Genomic DNA, 17,135 nt, shown 5'->3' on the forward strand with positions numbered 1-17,135 from the left:
TGAGGAACAGTGCCACTCGGGCCGTGATCGTGGGCCGTGACGACGGCGTCACTCGAAGTTGCAGGGGTGCGTCGTCGCCCGGAGGTCAGTTTGCGTGGGGGTCTGTTCATGGCGGTCGAGTCGAAGGTCTCAGGTGCCTCGCGCGCGCTGTGGCTGCCCCTGCAGGTGCGGAGCTCGATGCCGCGCCACGACTGGCGGGGCTCGTACCTGCGGCGCATCGTCACCACGGACTTCCTCTGCATCACGGCAGCCACCCTGCTCGCCTACGCGGTCCGCTTCGAGGGGCCCTCGTTCCAGCGCGGGATCCTCGAGGCGTGGATGATCGTCGTCCTGCCGGTGCTCTGGCTGGGTGCGTTCGTCGCCTTCCGGGCGTACGAGACGCGGTTCATGGGGCTCGGCAGCGAGGAGTTCGACCGGGTCCTGAGGGCGTCGACCTTCGTGCTGGCGATGGTCGCCTCGGTGTCGTGGGCGTTCAAGCTCGAGATCGCCCGCGGGTTCGTCGTGCTCGCACTGCCGCTGGCGGCGCTGATGACCCTGTCCAGCCGCTACGCCTGGCGCCGGTGGCTGCACAGCCGGCGCGCTCGTGGTGAGCACACGCAGAGCGTCCTGGTCGCAGGGCACCGGGCGGGCGTGCTGGCGATGGTCCAGCAGATGAACCGCGCGTCCTACCACGGCATGCGGGTGGTCGGGGTGTGCGTGCCGCCCAGCCTGTCGAGCGACCACGCGGACATCGATGACGACGGGCTCGCCCGGCTCGGGATCCCCGTGCTCGGCGGCCTCGACGAGGTCGCCGACGTCGCCCGGCGCGAGGGCATCGACGCGGTGGCGGTGCTCCCCACCCCCGAGCTCGACGGGCCGGCGCTGCGCCAGCTCGGCTGGGCGCTGGAGGGCACGCACGCCGAGCTGTTCGTGGCGCCTGCGGTCACCGAGGTGATCGGGCCCCGCGTGGCGATCCGCCCGGTCTGCGGGCTGCCCCTGCTGCACCTGGAGCGCCCGGAGCTCACGGGAGTGCGTCGCCTGGCCAAGGGCGCCGTCGACCGCACAGCGGCCGCGGTCGGGGTGCTCCTGCTGCTGCCCGTGCTCCTGGCCATCGCCGTGGCGATCAAGTTCGACAGCCGCGGGCCGGTCCTCTTCCGCCAGGAGCGCGTCGGCAAGGGCGGCGCCACGTTCCCCATGCTGAAGTTCCGCAGCATGGTCACCGACGCCGAGCAGCTGCTCGTGGAGCTCCAGCACCAGAACGAGGGCAACGGCGTGCTGTTCAAGATGCGTGCCGATCCTCGGGTGACCCGGGTCGGGCAGCTGCTGCGGCGCCTGTCCCTCGACGAGCTGCCCCAGCTCGTCAACGTGCTGACCGGGCAGATGTCGCTCGTGGGGCCTCGTCCGCCCCTGGCCGCCGAGGTCGCCCTGTACGGCGACGACGTCCGGCGGCGCCTGCTGGTCAAGCCCGGCCTGACCGGCCTGTGGCAGATCAACGGCCGCTCGGACCTCGACTGGGACGAGTCGGTGCGCCTGGACCTGCGGTACGTGGAGAACTGGTCCTTCGCGTTCGACTTCATGATCCTCTGGAAGACCCTCGGCGCCGTCGTGCGCAGCCGGGGCGCGTACTGACGCCTGCCGGAGCCGGGGGCGCGGGGCGTCCCGTAGTGTCCGCACGGTGAACCCGACGGGGGACCGGGTGGTGGTCCGGGCGCCAGCGAAGATCAACCTGGCGCTGCGCGTGGGCGCCCTCGACGACGACGGCTACCACGACGTCGTCTCGGTCTACCAGGCCGTCTCGCTCTTCGAGGAGGTCACGGCGGCCCTCCCCGCGGACGGCGCGAGCGGGCTGACCGTCGCGGTGCGCGGGCCCGGCGCGGCCGACGTCCCCCTCGACGAGACGAACCTCGCCGTGCGCGCCGCGCGGCTGCTGGCCGAGCGCGCCGGGGTGCCGGCCCAGGCGGCGCTGTCGATCCGCAAGGCCGCCCCGGTGGCCGGTGGCATGGCCGGCGGGTCGGCCGACGCAGCCGCCGCCCTCGTGGCCTGCGACCTGCTGTGGGGCACCGGCCTCAGCCGCGAGGAGCTCGTCGAGCTCGGTGCCGAGCTCGGCGCCGACGTGCCCTTCGCCCTGGTCGGCGGGACGGCGCTGGGCACCGGCCGCGGCGACCGCGTCACCCCCGTGCTGGGGCGCGGCGACTACCACTGGGTGCTCGCCCTCGCGGCCGAGGGCCTGTCCACCCCGCAGGTCTACGCCGAGCACGACCGCCTGCACGCCGGGCTGCCCGCGCCCGCCCTGGAGCCGCAGGTGCCCGCCGACCTGGCGCACGCGCTCCGCTCGGGCGACGCCGCCCGCCTGGGCTCCTGCCTGGTCAACGACCTGCAGGAGGCCGCCTGCTCGCTGCGCCCGCAGCTGCGCCGGGTGCTCGCCCTCGGGGAGGACCACGGCGCGCTGGGCTCCCTCGTCTCCGGCTCGGGCCCCACCGTGGCGCTGCTCGTCTCCGACAGCTCGGCCGCGCTCGAGCTCGCGGTCGCGCTCACGGCCTCCGGCGTGGCCTCGGACGTGCGCCGGGTCACCGGGCCGGCGCCGGGCGCCCGCCAGGTCGAGCCGGTCGCCACCTCCCCGCACCACCCCTCCCAGCAGTCCCGCTAGCGCGCCTCGCGGCGCGGGACCCCGCCGCGAGGTGAGATCCTGGGAGGGATGGCTCACCTCCTCAACCTCGAGTCCGTGACCCTGGTCGCCGGCGCCCGCACCATCCTCGACGGCGTCTCCCTCGGCCTGGACGACGGCGCGCGCGTCGGCGTCGTCGGCCGCAACGGCGACGGCAAGTCCACGCTCCTGCGCCTGATCGCCCGCACCCAGGAGCCCGACGCCGGCCGCGTCACCCACAGCCGCGGCCTGCGGGTCGGCGTCCTGACCCAGACCGACGAGCTCGACCCGTCCTGGAGCGTGCGCGAGGCCGTCGTCGGGGACGCGCCGGACCACGCCTGGGCGGCCGACGCCCGGGTCCGCGACGTCCTCGACGGCCTGCTCGCCGACCTGCTCGGCGGAGGGTCGATGGCCCCCGGCGGCGACCGGGCGCTCGTGGGCACCCTCTCCGGCGGCCAGCGCCGCCGCGTGGCCCTGGCCCGCCTGCTGGTCGGCGACCACGACCTGGTCCTGCTCGACGAGCCGACCAACCACCTCGACGTCGAGGGCGTGGCCTGGCTCGCCCATCACCTGCGCGGGCGCTGGCTGGACGGCCGCGGCGCGCTCGTCGTGGTCACCCACGACCGCTGGTTCCTCGACGCCGTCGTCGAGCGCACCTGGGAGGTCCACGACGGCGTCGTGGACAGCTACGAGGGCGGGTACGCCGCCTACGTCCTGGCCCGGGCCGAGCGCTCGCGCACCGCCGCGGTGACCGCCGAGCGCCGCTCGAACCTGCTGCGCAAGGAGCTCGCGTGGCTGCGGCGCGGTGCGCCGGCCCGCACCTCCAAGCCCAAGTTCCGGATCGACGCAGCCACCGCCCTGATCGCCGACGAGCCCGCACCCCGCGACGGCGTCGCCCTGGCGCGCACCGCCAGCGCCCGGCTCGGCAAGGACGTCGTCGACGTCGAGGACGTCCGCCTCTCCGTCGGCTCGGGCGAGGGCCGGCGCGTGCTGCTCGACGGCGTCACCTGGCGCCTGGGCCCCGGCGACCGGGTGGGGCTGGTCGGCGTCAACGGCTCGGGCAAGACCACCCTGCTGCGCCTGCTGACCGGTGAGCTTCGACCCGACAGCGGCCGCGTCAAGCTCGGCGCCACGGTGAAGGTGGCCGTGCTCAGCCAGTCCCTGCACGAGCTCGCCGAGGTCGCCGACCTGCGCGTGCTCGAGGCCGTCGAGCGCGAGGCCCGCACGGTCGTCGTCGACGGCAAGGAGATGAGCGCCTCCACCCTCGTCGAGCGCCTGGGCTTCACCGCCGAGCGCGCCTGGACGCCGGTGGCGAAGCTCTCCGGGGGCGAGCGCCGGCGCCTGCAGCTGGCCCGGCTGCTCGTGCACGAGCCGAACCTGCTCATGCTCGACGAGCCGACGAACGACCTGGACACCGACACCCTCACCGCCGTCGAGGACGTCCTCGACGGCTTCGCCGGGACCCTCGTCGTCGTCAGCCACGACCGGTACCTGCTGGAGCGGACCACCGACACGCAGGTGGCGCTGCTCGGCGACGGCCACCTGCGCGGCCTGCCCGGAGGCGTCGAGGAGTACCTCGCGCTGCGGTCGCGGGCCTGGACCGGCGGCGCCTCCCCGACCCTGTCCACCGGCTCCTCGGCCTCCTCCGGCGCCCCTGCCGTCGCCGCGAGCGCCGCGGACGCGTCGTCGGCCGCCGACGTGCGCGGCGCCCGCAAGGAGATGTCCCGCCTCGAGCGCCAGATGACCAAGCTCGGCGACCAGGAGAGGGCGCTGCTGGCGGAGATGGCCGAGCAGGCGACCGACCACACCGCCGTCGCCCGCCTCGACGCGCAGCTGCGCGAGGTCGTGGCCCGGCGCGAGGCGCTCGAGGAGGAGTGGCTCAGCGCGGCCGAGCTCGTGGGCTGAGGCCGGATTGGCACGTTCCCCCACGTGCGAGGGGGGCGCGTGCCTACGGTGGCTCATGACCGTCGTCGTGGCCGCTGCCGCAGCGTGGATCGTCACCGCCCTCGGGGTCGCCGGGATCCTCGGGGCCACAGTGAAGCTCGCCGAGGCTCGCCGCGAGCGCCCTCGCGCGCCGGAGGCCGCTGAGGCCGCGCCGGCGCTGCCCGGCCCCCGCGGCGAGCCGCCGCTCCTCGCGCCGGCTGACGACCTGCAGGGAGCGGGCGCCGCACCCACCAGCAGCGCGACCGGCGTCGCCGGGCGGCACGGCTAGCCGATGCCGCGGCTGCTCTCGAACGAGGACAGCAGCGCGCGCAGCGACCGCACGAGGACTGCCGCGTCGGCCTGGGGCAGGACGGACAGGACCGCCCGCTCCCGGACGAGCAGGTCCGCCAGGGCGGCGTCCACGCGCTGCGCCCCACCGCCGGTCAGGCGCACCAGCACCCCGCGCCGGTCCGCTGGGTCGGGGCGGCGCTCGACGAGGTCGCGGTCGGCGAGGCGGTCGATCCGGTTCGTCATCGTGCCGCTGGTGACGAGGGTCGCCACCGCCAGTGCGGACGGGGAGAGCTCGTGAGGGTCGCCGGCGCGGCGCAGTGCCGCCAGCACGTCGAACTCCCAGGTCTCCAGTCCCGACCCGGCGTAGGCCTCGCGCCGGGCGCGGTCGAGGTGGAAGGCCAGCCGCGTGACCCGCGAGAGCACGTGCAGCGGCGCGAGCTCGAGGTCCGGGCGCTCGCGCTGCCAGGCCGCGACGATGCGGTCCACGTCGTCCTCGCCCGGCCCGGTCGTGCTCACAGCGGCGAGGACAGGGTCGGGCCGGGCTCCAGCCCGGACAGGCCGTTCCACGCCAGGTTCACCAGGTGGGCGGCGACGACGTCCTTGGACGGGGCGCGCGAGCCGAGCCACCACTGGCCGGTCAGGGCGACCATGCCGACGAGCATCTGGGCGTACATCGGAGCGCTCCCCGGCTGCAGGCCCTGGCGGGCGAACTCGCGCTCCAGCAAGTGCTCTACCTGGGTGGCGATGTCCCCGATGAGGCTCGCGAAGGTGCCGGTGGCCTGGGCGACGGGGGAGTCGCGCACCAGGATCCGGAACCCGTCCGTGGAGGTCTCGACGTAGTCGAGCAGCGCGATGGTGGCGCGCTCGAGCATGACCTTCGGGTGCGCCCGGGCGGCGAGGGCGCCGCTGATCGCTTCCAGCAGGGCCCGGACCTCGCGGTCGACGACGACCGCGTACAGGCCCTCCTTGCCCCCGAAGTGCTCGTAGACGACCGGCTTGGACACCTGGGCGCGCGCGGCGATCTCCTCGACGCTCGTGCCCTCGAAACCCTTGTCGGCGAAGAGGCCGCGCCCGACGTCCAGGAGCTGCTCCCGCCGCTGCGCGCCCGTCATTCGCGTCCTGCTCACCCGGCCATCCTGCCCGAGCGACGGCCTGCGGCGGGTCGTGGTCGGGCGGCGGGTGCCGACTTCGAGGGAGCGGGCCAGGGGCACCTAGGCGGGATCCTCCTCTGCTGCGCCGTCGGCGTGCCGTGCCGTCACTGGAGCGGGGGCGAGCCGCCCGACCAGGTGGTCGGCCAGTCGCAGTGCCAGGGCGACGACGGTCAGGGTCGGGTTGGCGGACCCCCCGGTCGGGAAGACCGACGCGCCGGCGACGTACGCGTTCGTCATCCCGTGGATGCGGCTGTCCGGGTCCACGACGCCGTCGCGGGGCGAACTGCTCATCCGGGTCGTGCCCATCTGGTGGGAGCCGCCGACGACCTGCGTCCGCTCGGGGTCCACGAGCGAGTGCACGGTGCCACCGAGCACGCCTTCCAGGTACGGGGTGAGGAGGGCCTGGGTCCGCGCCATGGACGACCAGTCGGCGTCGGTCATCCGCCAGTCCAGCTCGGCCACGGGCATTCCCAGGGCGTCCCTGGCCCCGTTCAGGCGCACGCGCGAGAGCGGGTTGGGCTCCTGCTCGGCCATGCCCCGGAGCGTCATCACGCGAGGCGGCGCGGCGTGCGGCCGGCGCAACCGCGCCGCTGCCCAGGCCATCGTCTGGGCGGGGAGGCGCCAGGCCGTCTGCGGTGCGGAGGCGAGGGCGTCCGGCGCCGTCGCGCGAGCGCGGTCGGGCAGGCGTCCGCGCTGGAGGGCGACCCGCCACTCGCGCACGGCCAGGCTGCGCCGCACGTCCGCGCCCTCCCGCCCGACCACGACGACGTCCCGGGGGCTGCGGGTGCGCAGGAACAGGGCGGCGTCGAGGAGGCCCTCCCTCTGCAGCGCAGAGCTGGACAGCGCGTACTTCCGCTGGACCGCCACGCCGTCCCGCTCGTGCACGTCCCACAGGTCGGGGCGGTCGCTGAGGCGGTGGTCCGCAGGCAGGACCACGCCGGAGTCGTAGTGGGGGTGCTCCATGAAGCAGCGCCCGACGTTGTCGTGGGCGTTGCCCACCCCCGCCGGTACCCGCGAGGCCGAGGCGAGCAGCAGGCGGGCGTTCTCGATGGCGCCGCCGGCGAGGACGTAGACGTCGGCCTCGACGACCGTCCGCCTCCCCGACGAGCTGGTGGACCACAGCGCGGAGATGCGACCGGGGTCGCCGTCGGTCCGCAGCTCGGTCGCCACGGCACCCGTGACGACGCGCACGCGGGGATGGCGCACCAGTGCGTGGGGCAGGTCCTCGGTGAAGGGCGTCGAGGGGCCGAGGCGGAAGGCGCGGACCTCGTGATCCGCGGTCCCTGGCCCGTCCCGGTCCGGGTCGGCGGGTGGGAGGCCGAACAGCTCCCACGCGTCCCGGTAGGCCCGGGCGAGGTCCTCCTCGTCCAGCGGCCAGCTGGCCTCGCGCACGCCCGGACGGGCTTGGAGGTCGAGCGGCCCCAGCTCCCGCAGCCGGAGGTGGTCCTCGCCCAGGGGGGTCCGCACGTTCCACGTCAGGGCCCCGCCGCCCAGGCCCCTGCCGCGCTTGGCCGGCGTGTCGTAGGGGATCCCCGTGCTGCGGACCGCTTCGAGCTGGGCGCGCGGGATCGTCCCGCCACCGGCCTCCAGCAGCACCACGTCCACGTGGGCGTCCGCGAGGCGAGCCGCGATCGACAGCCCGGCGGGCCCCGCTCCAGCGATGCACACCGTCGCTCGCAGGGTCGTCCCGACGGGCAGGTCAGAACCCTCGAGCAGCATGGGCCCATCCTGTCGCAGATGGGAGGGGGCCTGAGGCACTGGTACCTGGCGCGTCCGCCACGCGCCTCCACGTGGTCGATCCCAGCGCGCGCCGGGGAGGCGTGGCCCGTACGGGTCAACGGGGCGACGGGTCCCGCGGCGAGCGTGTGGGACAGTGGCGCCGTCACGACCGCACCGAGGACCGTCCCCCGTCGTCTAGCGGCTAGGACACCGCCCTTTGGAGGCGGCTACGGAGGTTCGAACCCTCCCGGGGGAGCCAGCCCGGCCGTCCTGGGCCGCGCGCCCCTGGATACAGTTCTCCCGCCCCACCCACCTCCCTCGAGGAGCGCCTGCGCGTGAGCCCTTCCCGCCCGGCCGCCGTCGTCGTCCTCGCCGCTGGCGCGGGCACCCGGATGCGCTCGTCCACCCCCAAGGTCCTGCACGCGATCGGTGGGCGCTCCCTCCTCGGCCACGCCCTCGCGGCGGCCCGCGCCGCCGCGCCCGAGCACCTGGTCGTCGTCGTCCGCCACGAGCGCGACACCGTCGCCGCGCACGCCGCCGACGTCGACCCCGCAGCGCTCGTCGCCGACCAGGACGACGTGCCCGGCACCGGCCGCGCCGTCCAGTGCGGGCTCGAGGCGCTCGCCGAGCGCACCGGTGGGCAGCTGCGCGGCACCGTGCTCGTCACCTATGGCGACGTCCCGCTGCTGCAGCCCGCCACGCTGACCGCCCTGGTCGAGGCGCACGAGGCCGAGGGCGCGGCCGTGACGGTGCTGACCACGACGCTGGCCGACCCCACGGGGTACGGCCGCGTCGTGCGCGACGCCGACGGCGCGGTCGCGGCGATCGTCGAGGAGAAGGACGCCGACGCCGGGCAGCGTGCGGTCCGCGAGGTCAACACCGGCATCTACGCCTTCGACGCCGAGGTGCTCGCCGACGCCCTGCCGCGCCTGGACCGCTCGAACGCCCAGGGCGAGGCCTACCTCACCGACGTGCTGGCCCTGGCCCGCGCAGCCGGGCACCGGGTCGGGGCCCGCCCGGTGGCCGACGCGCTCGAGGTCGAGGGCGTCAACGACCGGGTGCAGCTCTCGCGCCTGGGCGCTGAGCTCAACCGCCGCCTCGTCGAGGCCCACCAGCGGGCCGGCGCGACCGTCGTCGACCCGGCCACCACGTGGGTGGACGTCGACGTGCGCCTGGGCCGCGACGTCACCCTCCTGCCCGGCACCCAGCTGCACGGGCGCACCTCGGTCGCCGACGGCGCCTCGGTGGGCCCCGACACCACGCTCACCGACGTCGTCGTGGGGGAGGGCGCCAGCGTGGTCCGCAGCCACGGCAGCGGCGCGGTCGTCGACGCCGGAGCCACGGTCGGCCCGTTCTCCTACCTGCGGCCCGGCACCCACCTGGGCGCGGACGGGAAGATCGGCGCCTTCGTGGAGACCAAGAACGCGGTGATCGGCGCCGGGAGCAAGGTGCCGCACCTGTCCTACGTCGGCGACGCCGAGATCGGGGTCGGCGCCAACATCGGCGCCGCGACGATCTTCGTCAACTACGACGGCGTGACGAAGCACCGCACGACCGTCGGCGACCACGTCCGGATCGGCAGCGACACCATGCTCGTGGCGCCGCTGACCATCGGTGACGGCGCGTACACCGCGGCCGGCTCGGTGATCACCGACGACGTCCCGCCCGGCGCCATGGCCGTGGCGCGCGGACGGCAGCGCCTCGTCGCGGGGTGGGTCGAGCGCCGTCGCGCCGGCAGCCCGGCGGCCCTGGCCGCCCAGCGCGCCCGGGAGGGCGCCGAACAGACCGCAGCAGAGCAGGGAGACCAGGCATGACCGGCATCACCACCACGGGCGAGAAGCGCCTCGTCCTCATCAGCGGCCGGGGCCACACGGAGCTGGCGAAGGAGGTCTCCTCCGAGCTCGGCGCCGCCATGGTGCCGACGTCCGCCTACGACTTCGCCAACGGCGAGATCTACGTGCGGTTCGAGGAGAGCGTGCGCGGCGCCGACGCGTTCGTGCTGCAGAGCCACGCCGCGCCGATCAACCAGTGGATCATGGAGCAGCTGATCATGGTCGACGCGCTCAAGCGCGCCTCGGCCAAGCGGATCACCGTGGTCGCGCCGTTCTACGGCTACGCGCGGCAGGACAAGAAGCACCGCGGGCGCGAGCCGATCTCGGCGCGGCTCATGGCCGACCTGTTCAGGACCGCCGGCGCCGACCGGATGATGAGCGTCGACCTGCACACCGCGCAGATCCAGGGCTTCTTCGACGGCCCCGTGGACCACCTGTGGGCGCTGCCGCTGCTCAGCGACTACGTGCGGCGGCGGGTGCAGGACGCCGACCAGCTCACCGTGGTCTCCCCGGACGCCGGCCGCGTGCGGCTGGCGGACGTGTGGTCGGACAAGCTCGGCGCCCCGCTGGCGATCATCCACAAGCGCCGCGACCCGAACCGCCCCAACACCGTGCAGGTGCACGAGCTGGTCGGCGATGTCGAGGGGCGCACCTGCGTGCTCGTCGACGACATGATCGACACCGCGGGGACGATCGTTCAGGCCGCGCAGGCGCTGAAGGACAACGGTGCGGCGGAGGTCATCGTCGCGGCGACCCACGCGATCCTGTCCGGGCCGGCCGTGCAGCGGCTCAAGGACAGCCCGATCTCCGAGGTCGTCGTGACCAACACCCTGCCCATCCGCGCCGAGTCGCAGTTCCCCCAGCTGACCGTGCTCTCGATCGCCCCGCTGCTGGCGCGGGCGATCCGCGAGGTCTTCGACGACGGCTCCGTGACCAGCCTGTTCGACGGCAACAGCTGACCGCCTCCGGGCACGCGGGCGACGGCCCGTGAGCCGCTCACCCGTCCGGGGGCGGGGTTCACCCGGTCGCACCAGCGCGGTCCGGTCGGCGGGGTCTCCGCTCCGACGACCGGGCTAGCCTCGCCCTGGCAGGAAGTGGCGTCAGGCGCAGGAGGACGGCCCCGTGGTAGCGAACAGCAGCGCGCAGGTGCAGGGCTCGGACCCTGCGGACATCCCCGTCGTGATCCTCTGCGGCGGCCAGGGCACTCGGCTGCGGGAGGCCAGCGAGTCGCTGCCCAAGCCGCTCGTCGACATCGGCGGCAAGCCGATCCTGTGGCACATCATGAAGACCTACAGCCACTACGGCTTCCGGCGCTTCGTCCTGTGCCTGGGGTACAAGGCGGACCTGATCAAGGACCACTTCGTCCACCAGCGGCTGCGCGTCAACGACTTCACGCTCAAGACCCACGCCGGTGTCGAGCCGGAGTTCCACACCGCAGTGGAGACCGAGGACTGGGAGATCACCTTCGCCGAGACGGGCCTGACCACGGCGACCGGCGCCCGCATCAAGCGGGTGGCGAAGTACCTCGACGCCCCCCGCTTCGCCCTGACCTACGGCGACGGCATCGGCCCCGTCGACCTGCCCGCAGCCCTGTCGGCCCACCTCGGCTCGGGGCGCCTGGGCACGCTGACCGGTGTCCACCCCGCTGGCCGCTACGGCGAGATGACCATCGACGGGGACTCGGTCACGCAGTTCAGCGAGAAGAGCGACCAGGTCGGCTACATCAACGGCGGCTTCTTCTTCTTCGAGCGCCCCTTCATCGACGAGTACCTGACCGACGACCCCTCGGTGATGCTCGAGCACGCCCCGCTCCAGCGCCTGGCCAAGGACGGCGGGCTGGGCATCTACCGCCACGAGGGCTTCTGGATGGGCATGGACACCTTCCGTGACTGGAAGGACCTGAACGCCCGCTGGGACGCCGGCGACGCGCCGTGGGCTGTCTGGGAGCGCTGAGCAGCGGGTAGACTCCGGCAGTTGCCTCGGCGAGGGACGCCGCGAGGCGGGCGAGAGCCCGCGCGCCGTCCGTGATCGACGCGGTGGTCGCTGTCGCGTCCGCGCTGAGGTGTGAAGACGCCAGCACCACCGAGACGAACCCCGAGGAGCACCCGTGGCCACGAAGCCCGAGTCCGGCACCGGCACCACCCTGCAGGCCGAGACCCGCACGAAGTTCGGCAAGGGCGCGGCGCGCCAGGTCCGCCGCGACCACAAGATCCCGGCCGTCCTGTACGGCCACGGCGAGGCCCCGCGCCACGTGGCCCTGCCCGGCCACGCCACCATGCTCGCCCTCAAGCAGCGCAACGCCCTGCTCGCGCTGACCCTCGAGGGCGGCGAGAAGGTCCTGGCCATCGCCCGCGACGTGCAGATCGAGCCCGTCCGCCGCGAGATCGAGCACGTCGACCTGGTCCTCGTGCGCAGCGGCGAGCAGGTCGAGGTTTCCGTGCCCGTGCAGGTCATCGGCGAGGCCGCTCCCGACTCCGTGGTCACCGTGGAGTCCAACACCCTCACCGTCACCGCCGAGGCGACGCACCTGCCCGACGCGATCGTCGTCGACGTCACCGGCGTCCGCGCCGGCACGCTGATCCTCGCCTCGATGCTGAAGCTCCCCGAGGGCACCGCCCTGGCCGGCGACCCCGACGCGACGGTCGTCCACGTCTCCGGCGCCTCCACGGCGGAGGAGCGCGAGGCCGACCTCGCCTCCGCCGAGGCCGACCTGGGCATCGAGCACGACGCCCCGGAGACCCCGGCCGCCGAGGGCTCCGCCTCCGGCGCCGGCGCCTGACCCGCCCGCACCCCAGCGAGACCTGCTGACGTGAGCGACGGTCCCTGGCTCGTGGTCGGGCTCGGCAACCCCGGGCCCGACCACGCCGGGGACCGGCACAACGTCGGCGCGATGGTGGTGGACGAGCTCGCCGAGCGCTCCCGCGCGGGCTTCAAGGCGCACAAGGCGCGCGCCGCGGTCGCCGAGGTGCGCCTGGGCGTCCTGCCCGGCGGCGCTCCGGGGCCCCGCGTGGTGCTGGCCAAGCCCACCGCCTGGATGAACCTGTCCGGCGGCCCAGTCGCCGGCCTGGTCCGCTTCTTCTCGGTCGACCCGGCGCAGGTGATCGTCGTCCACGACGAGCTGGACGTCGACGCGGGCGTCGTGCGCCTCAAGCGGGGCGGGGGCGAGGGCGGGCACAACGGCCTGCGGGACATCTCCAAGGCGCTGGGCACCAGGGACTACCTGCGGGTGCGGGTGGGCATCGGCCGCCCCCCGGGCCGGATGGATCCGGCGGACTTCGTGCTGCACGGCTTCTCGTCCACCGAGCGCAAGGACCTGCCGTTCCTGCTCAGCGACGCCGCCGACGCCGTCGAGGCGCTCGTCGCGACCGACCTCGAGGCCGCGCAGCAGCGCGTCCACGCGCCGCGCTGAGGGGTCTACCGTCGTGCGGCGGTGCTGGCGCCCGAGCGTGGGTCACCGCTGGCGGCGCGACGCTGCGCCGGTTCGGCCGCGGTGACGCCGCGGGGTCCTCGCGGCTGACGGCACTCCTGGAGTGCCGTCAGCCGCGTCCCTTCGCGCCCCGCGAGCGTGCGGGACCGCGGCTCAGGCGGTGGTGTCGCCGCGTCGGCGGTTGGTGCGCACCAGGAGCGCCCCGCCGACGACCAGTGCCAGCCCTGCCGCCGCGGCACCGCCGACCTCCGCGCCCGTGTGGGCGAGGGAGGCCGGCGCGTGCTTGGCGTGGAGCACCTGGGGTCCGGCGGGGGCTGCGCTGTACTTCACGCCCAGCACCTGGGTGTCGGTCGGCGGGGCGACGTCGGCGTACGAGGCCATGGCGCCGGGAGCGGCCAGCACCGCGGCGATCCCGAGACCTGCCGTGGCCGCCGCGATGCGACCAGCTCGGGTCCTGGCAGTCCGAGTTCCGTTCACAGTGGTGCCTCCATGTCTGCTGCGTCCGAAGAAGCTGGTGCAGATGCTCCCAGAGAGTGCCCGCCAGCGGTAGTGCAAACCGGGCGGATCGGACAGCCGCGCACAGAACGTCACCGATCAGGCGTATCCACCACGCGTCGCACTTTGTTGGTCACGCTGGGTAGCCCTTCGCCGACCTCGCTGGCGGGCGGCTCAGCAGGAGGCGATCTTCGTCTCCACCGGCTGGACCAGCGCCTGCGTGTGGACCTCGGTGATGGCGGTGGGGTCACCGGCCAGGTCGGCGACGACATCGACCGCCTCGCCGCGCGGCACGTCCACGGTGATGCGAGCCACGCTCCAGCCGCGCTCTGCGCCGGCCGACAGCTGCACGACCTGGCCGCCCACGCGAACCTGGCTGATGCCGCGCTCCGGGGGCAGGTAGAGCGCCACCATGAGCGACTCCGTGGTCGGGGCGGTGCGTGGGCGGTGGTTGCGGACCCACTCCGGGACCTGCGGGGGAGCGCTGTTGGCCAGGCGCACCGTCAGCCGCGCCGGCTGGTCGCCGCACGCCGGGCTGGTCTCCACCTGCTCGGCCAGGTAGTAGTCGAGCTTCGACGCCGCGATGTTCGTGAGGTAGACGCCGGCGCTGGTCGCCGTGGGCTCGGCCAGCTGGCCGGACATCCCGGCGCGGACCAGGGCCGCCTGCTCCTCCTCGTCGGGGCTCCAGGCGAGCAGGTGGCCCTCCGAGGCGGCGTCGGCGAGGCCCCCCAGGGTGGCCCGGTCGAAGGCGCCACCGCCGAGGGCCTCGGCGAAGGCCGTGCCGATGACGGCGGACAGGTAGCCCTTGCGCGCGTCCCGCTCGCCCTCGGAGTCGTCGAACTCCTCGTAGACGTCCCGCAGGAGGACGTCGACGACGTTGTCGGCGTTGACCGCCGGTCCTCCCGGTACCTCGACGTCGCCGGAGCCCCGGAGCAGAGGCGCCAGGCCCTGCGGGTCGATGGCGACCACGCCGTCGGGCTCCGGACGGCCCTGCGCCGCCCACAGGTCCGTGAGGAGCTGGGCCGCGTACGGGAAGTGGGGGCTCAGGTTGACGTTCTGGGAGTACGCGAGCTTGTCCGACGGGTACAGCGCCGCGTACTCCGGGCCCAGGTCGCGCGTCGGGCCGCCCAGCCGCTCCAGGTCGTCGTTGGAGCCGGTCTCGAGCAGCTGGGTCCGTCCGTCCTCGACCCCGACGAGCGCCCAGCTGCCCACGATGCCCCCCGTGGGACGCAGCTCCGCAGGGTTCTGGAAGGCGACCAGGTACGAGCGGGGACCGTCGGCGCCCAGCGCCGCGGGGAGCACGGCCAGGGCCGAGTCCGCGTCACCAGCGAGCCCGTCGAGCTCTCCGATGCCCTCCTGGGCGCTGCGCACGCTGTCGCGCAGCGGCGAGGGCAGCGCCGCGGGGTCCACGTCGGCGACCTGTCGCTGCGCCCGGGCCAGGGCGGCGGCCGCCGGGCGCACCTGGTCCGCGGCCGCGGAGAGCCGGTCCAGGTCGATGCTGCCGTCCTCGCGCAGCAGGCTCGCGGGGTCGCGCACGGTGGAGGTGACGTCGAGGAGCGGCGCCGCCCCCTCGGTCACGGCCAGGTCGGTCGCGCTGACCACGGTGCGCACGTCGGCGACCAGGGAACCCGCGCGGCCCGGCACGTGGGACGCCAGGCGCAGGGGCAGGGCGTCTGCGGCGTCGGCCGCCTGCCCGGTCTCGCGCGACGCCGCGCGCGCGGCCGCTCCAGCGCCGTCCACGTCGTCCTGGTCGAGCGCGTCCTGCACCTGCGCGACGTAGTCCGCTGCCGCACTGGCGTGTGTCCGCAGGGAGAGCGCGCTCAGCCCTCCCCAGACCACGAGCACCACGGTTGCCACGCCGAGCGCCAGCAGCACCCAGCCGGCCCGAGCGGCCCAGGACCGACGCGTCCGGGCGAAGCGGGGCGGGTGCTCGTGCGCCGGGGAGGTCACCGGCGTCCCGCGCACTGCTGCAGCTCCACGTCGTCCCCCTCCGCCGTCGGCCTGGATGCTCGCACACCCGGTGCAGGAACAGCACTGCTGCGCACCGCGGCGCCGCCGCAGGGCTCGTCCCTCACCCGTTCGCCCGCCGCGCCGCGCCTCGCCTCCACCGCCTCGGGGCAGGATGGTCCCGTGCCAGCCGCTGCCCTCCCACCCGCGGTCCCGCTCGAGCGGACCCGCCACCGGCGGCCTCCGCGCCGGCGCTCTCGGGTCCTGCTGCTCGTCGCAGCGGGTCTGGCGCTGGTCGGCGCGGCGGTGCTGGGGCGCGTCTTCGTCGTCCCGCCCTCGGACCCACCGAGGCCCACGGACCTGATCATGGTGCTGGGTGGCCTGGACACCCCCTCGCGGACCGAGCGCGCCGCCGAGGTGTCGGCAGCGCACCCCGGCGCGACGGTCGTCTACGTCATCGGGGAGATGAAGTACTGCCCGGACCGGCCGCCCGGCGCAGTCGAGGTGGTGTGCACCTTCCCCCCGCCGCCCGGCACCACCCGGGGCGAGGCCCGCTTCGCGGCGGAGTACGCGCGCCAGCACGGGATGGACTCGATCACGGTGGTGACCACGGCGGACCAGGTGCTGCGCGCGCGGTTCCGGTTCTCGCGGTGCTGGGACGGTGACCTCGTCTCGGTCCAGGCCCCGGCGTCGCTCTGGGAGGTCGTGACGCAGGTGCCGTACCAGACCGCCGCGACGGTCAAGGCGCTGGTGCTCGAGTCGGGGTGCTGAGGGCCGCGGCCTACTCCGCCTCGTCCGCGCCGGGGCTCGGTTCTCCCCAGGAGCACGACGCCTCGGCGTAGGGGGCCTCGCCGACCTCCTCCACGAGGACGGCTCCGCTGGAGTCCCGGATGCGGCACCCGACGTCGCCCTCCTCCTCGTCGCTCATGACGGTCACCGACCACTGCCCCCAGGAGGCTGACCCCGGCTGGGGCAGCGAGAAGTCCGCTCCCAGGTCGTCGCGGCCCTCCGACTCGCCGTCCACGACGTAGTCGACGAGGACGGCGGACGCGGACCCGAAGCCCTCGTACGTGAGGTCACCGCCAGCGCCGCTCGCGCCGGCGTCCTCAGCGCCGTTCCCAGGCGGCGCGGGTGGCGGCTCCTGCGTCGCCGTGCCGGTCGGTCCTGCGCCGTCGGCCGGCGCCGGCTGCTGGGCTGCGCTGTCGAGCGCCTCGCCCGGCACGGCCGGCGTCGCGTCACCGGTGGCCTCCGGTGGTGCGACGGGGACCTGCGGCGAGGGGGTTGGCGCGGTCACCTCGCCCAGCGCCTCGTCCGCGGCCTCCTCGACACCGGCCGGCCCCTCCGCGGCGGTGCTGGGCGCGTCCGTCGCCCGGGTGCCGGCGGCGGTGAGGACCTCGCCCAGCTCGGCCAGCGAGCCGCCGTCGCGCAAGTGGGGGTAGACGGTCCCCGCGACCAGCACGGTGCACGACAGGGAGCCGGCCAGGCACACCCCGGCGACCGGGAGCAGGAACGACCTGCGCAGGTGCCAGGGCAGCTGAGGAGTGCGGGCGGTGCGGGCGGTGCGAGTGACGCGAGCGGTGGGCTCGCTGCGCCGGCGCTCCCGGCGGGCCTGGGCCTCGGCCCCGAGGGCCTCCGTCCGGAGGGTGCTGGGCTCGCGGACCTCCGTCCGGCGGAGCTCGCGGGCCTGGAGCTCGCGGGCCTGGAGCTCGCGGGCCTGGAGCTCGCGG

At 75.0% G+C, this 17,135-nt stretch carries 15 protein-coding genes, 1 tRNA gene and 1 pseudogene; 11 read left to right on the forward strand and 6 right to left on the reverse strand.

Going from position 1 to position 17,135, the window contains the following annotated elements; translation table 11 throughout:
- Positions 1-108: 108 nt before the first annotated feature.
- The 4 genes from AC5FZL_RS02155 to AC5FZL_RS02170 are packed head-to-tail and all read left to right on the forward strand — an operon-like array spanning position 109 to position 4,835.
- Complete coding sequence (locus AC5FZL_RS02155; RefSeq protein WP_493616922.1) at positions 109-1,608, forward strand: sugar transferase; 1,500 nt, start codon at positions 109-111, stop codon at positions 1,606-1,608.
- A 46-nt stretch (positions 1,609-1,654) separates the two neighbouring features.
- Positions 1,655-2,626, forward strand: coding sequence for a 4-(cytidine 5'-diphospho)-2-C-methyl-D-erythritol kinase (locus AC5FZL_RS02160; RefSeq protein ID WP_493616923.1), 972 nt, complete (start codon positions 1,655-1,657; stop codon positions 2,624-2,626).
- Between the two features lie 48 nt (positions 2,627-2,674).
- On the forward strand, positions 2,675-4,528 hold the full coding sequence (locus AC5FZL_RS02165) for an ABC-F family ATP-binding cassette domain-containing protein (RefSeq protein WP_493616924.1): 1,854 nt from the start codon (positions 2,675-2,677) through the stop codon (positions 4,526-4,528).
- 55 nt (positions 4,529-4,583) lie between these two features.
- Complete coding sequence (locus AC5FZL_RS02170; RefSeq protein ID WP_493616925.1) at positions 4,584-4,835, forward strand: hypothetical protein; 252 nt, start codon at positions 4,584-4,586, stop codon at positions 4,833-4,835.
- Here the strand turns inward: AC5FZL_RS02170 and AC5FZL_RS02175 are convergent.
- From AC5FZL_RS02175 to AC5FZL_RS02185, 3 genes are all read right to left on the reverse strand, one after another.
- On the reverse strand, positions 4,832-5,353 hold the full coding sequence (locus AC5FZL_RS02175) for a MarR family winged helix-turn-helix transcriptional regulator (protein WP_493616926.1): 522 nt from the start codon (positions 5,351-5,353) through the stop codon (positions 4,832-4,834). The two genes, AC5FZL_RS02170 and AC5FZL_RS02175, sit on opposite strands and share 4 nt — an antisense overlap.
- Positions 5,350-5,949, reverse strand: coding sequence for a TetR/AcrR family transcriptional regulator (locus AC5FZL_RS02180; protein WP_493616937.1), 600 nt, complete (start codon positions 5,947-5,949; stop codon positions 5,350-5,352). The genes AC5FZL_RS02175 and AC5FZL_RS02180 overlap by 4 nt, the downstream gene beginning before the upstream one ends.
- 99 nt (positions 5,950-6,048) lie before the next feature.
- Positions 6,049-7,707 carry a GMC oxidoreductase gene (locus AC5FZL_RS02185; protein WP_493616927.1) on the reverse strand — a complete coding sequence of 553 codons (1,659 nt, stop codon included), beginning with the start codon at positions 7,705-7,707 and terminating at the stop codon, positions 6,049-6,051.
- A gap of 184 nt (positions 7,708-7,891) precedes the next feature.
- Here AC5FZL_RS02185 and AC5FZL_RS02190 point away from each other — a divergent pair.
- The 6 genes from AC5FZL_RS02190 (at position 7,892) to pth (ending at position 12,948) form a co-directional block, all read left to right on the forward strand.
- A tRNA-Gln gene (locus AC5FZL_RS02190) sits at positions 7,892-7,966 on the forward strand.
- Positions 7,967-8,042: 76 nt separating this feature from the next.
- Positions 8,043-9,521: a bifunctional UDP-N-acetylglucosamine diphosphorylase/glucosamine-1-phosphate N-acetyltransferase GlmU gene (gene glmU / locus AC5FZL_RS02195; protein ID WP_493616928.1), complete on the forward strand. Its 1,479-nt coding sequence runs from the start codon at positions 8,043-8,045 to the stop codon at positions 9,519-9,521.
- Positions 9,518-10,498: a ribose-phosphate diphosphokinase gene (locus AC5FZL_RS02200; protein WP_493616929.1), complete on the forward strand. Its 981-nt coding sequence runs from the start codon at positions 9,518-9,520 to the stop codon at positions 10,496-10,498. Before glmU ends, AC5FZL_RS02200 begins: the two co-directional genes overlap by 4 nt.
- Before the next feature lie 163 nt (positions 10,499-10,661).
- Positions 10,662-11,492 carry a sugar phosphate nucleotidyltransferase gene (locus tag AC5FZL_RS02205; RefSeq protein WP_493616930.1) on the forward strand — a complete coding sequence of 277 codons (831 nt, stop codon included), beginning with the start codon at positions 10,662-10,664 and terminating at the stop codon, positions 11,490-11,492.
- Positions 11,493-11,646: 154 nt separating this feature from the next.
- Complete coding sequence (locus tag AC5FZL_RS02210) at positions 11,647-12,318, forward strand: 50S ribosomal protein L25/general stress protein Ctc (protein ID WP_493616931.1); 672 nt, start codon at positions 11,647-11,649, stop codon at positions 12,316-12,318.
- A 30-nt stretch (positions 12,319-12,348) separates the two neighbouring features.
- Entirely contained in the window at positions 12,349-12,948 is a 600-nt protein-coding gene (gene pth / locus AC5FZL_RS02215; protein WP_493616932.1) for an aminoacyl-tRNA hydrolase, read from the forward strand.
- Positions 12,949-13,119: 171 nt separating this feature from the next.
- Here pth and AC5FZL_RS02220 read toward each other — a convergent pair whose 3' ends face one another.
- Both AC5FZL_RS02220 and AC5FZL_RS02225 read right to left on the reverse strand, forming a co-directional pair.
- Positions 13,120-13,368: an LAVTG motif-containing sortase-dependent surface protein gene (locus AC5FZL_RS02220; RefSeq protein WP_493616933.1), complete on the reverse strand. Its 249-nt coding sequence runs from the start codon at positions 13,366-13,368 to the stop codon at positions 13,120-13,122.
- A 267-nt stretch (positions 13,369-13,635) separates the two neighbouring features.
- Positions 13,636-15,318, reverse strand: coding sequence for a DUF4012 domain-containing protein (locus tag AC5FZL_RS02225; protein WP_493616934.1), 1,683 nt, complete (start codon positions 15,316-15,318; stop codon positions 13,636-13,638).
- Positions 15,319-15,591: 273 nt separating this feature from the next.
- Between AC5FZL_RS02225 and AC5FZL_RS02230 the strand changes: the two genes are divergently transcribed.
- A complete protein-coding gene (locus AC5FZL_RS02230; RefSeq protein ID WP_493616935.1) occupies positions 15,592-16,179 on the forward strand; it encodes a YdcF family protein in 588 nt (195 codons plus the stop codon).
- 10 nt (positions 16,180-16,189) lie between these two features.
- Here the strand turns inward: AC5FZL_RS02230 and AC5FZL_RS02235 are convergent.
- A pseudogene (locus AC5FZL_RS02235) lies at positions 16,190-17,135 on the reverse strand (hypothetical protein); the annotation flags it as partial.

Source organism: Quadrisphaera sp. DVD1 (genome assembly GCF_058932755.1).

What these genes read in the sequence shown, in the direction of transcription:
- AC5FZL_RS02155 (WP_493616922.1), top strand. Translation starts at nt 109, where the DNA reads ATGGCGGTCGAGTCGAAGGTCTCAGGTGCCTCGCGCGCGCTGTGGCTG.
- AC5FZL_RS02165 (WP_493616924.1), top strand. Translation starts at nt 2,675, where the DNA reads ATGGCTCACCTCCTCAACCTCGAGTCCGTGACCCTGGTCGCCGGCGCC.
- AC5FZL_RS02170 (WP_493616925.1), top strand. Translation starts at nt 4,584, where the DNA reads ATGACCGTCGTCGTGGCCGCTGCCGCAGCGTGGATCGTCACCGCCCTC.
- AC5FZL_RS02180 (WP_493616937.1), bottom strand. Translation starts at nt 5,949, where the DNA reads ATGACGGGCGCGCAGCGGCGGGAGCAGCTCCTGGACGTCGGGCGCGGC.
- AC5FZL_RS02185 (WP_493616927.1), bottom strand. Translation starts at nt 7,707, where the DNA reads ATGCTGCTCGAGGGTTCTGACCTGCCCGTCGGGACGACCCTGCGAGCG.
- AC5FZL_RS02200 (WP_493616929.1), top strand. Translation starts at nt 9,518, where the DNA reads ATGACCGGCATCACCACCACGGGCGAGAAGCGCCTCGTCCTCATCAGC.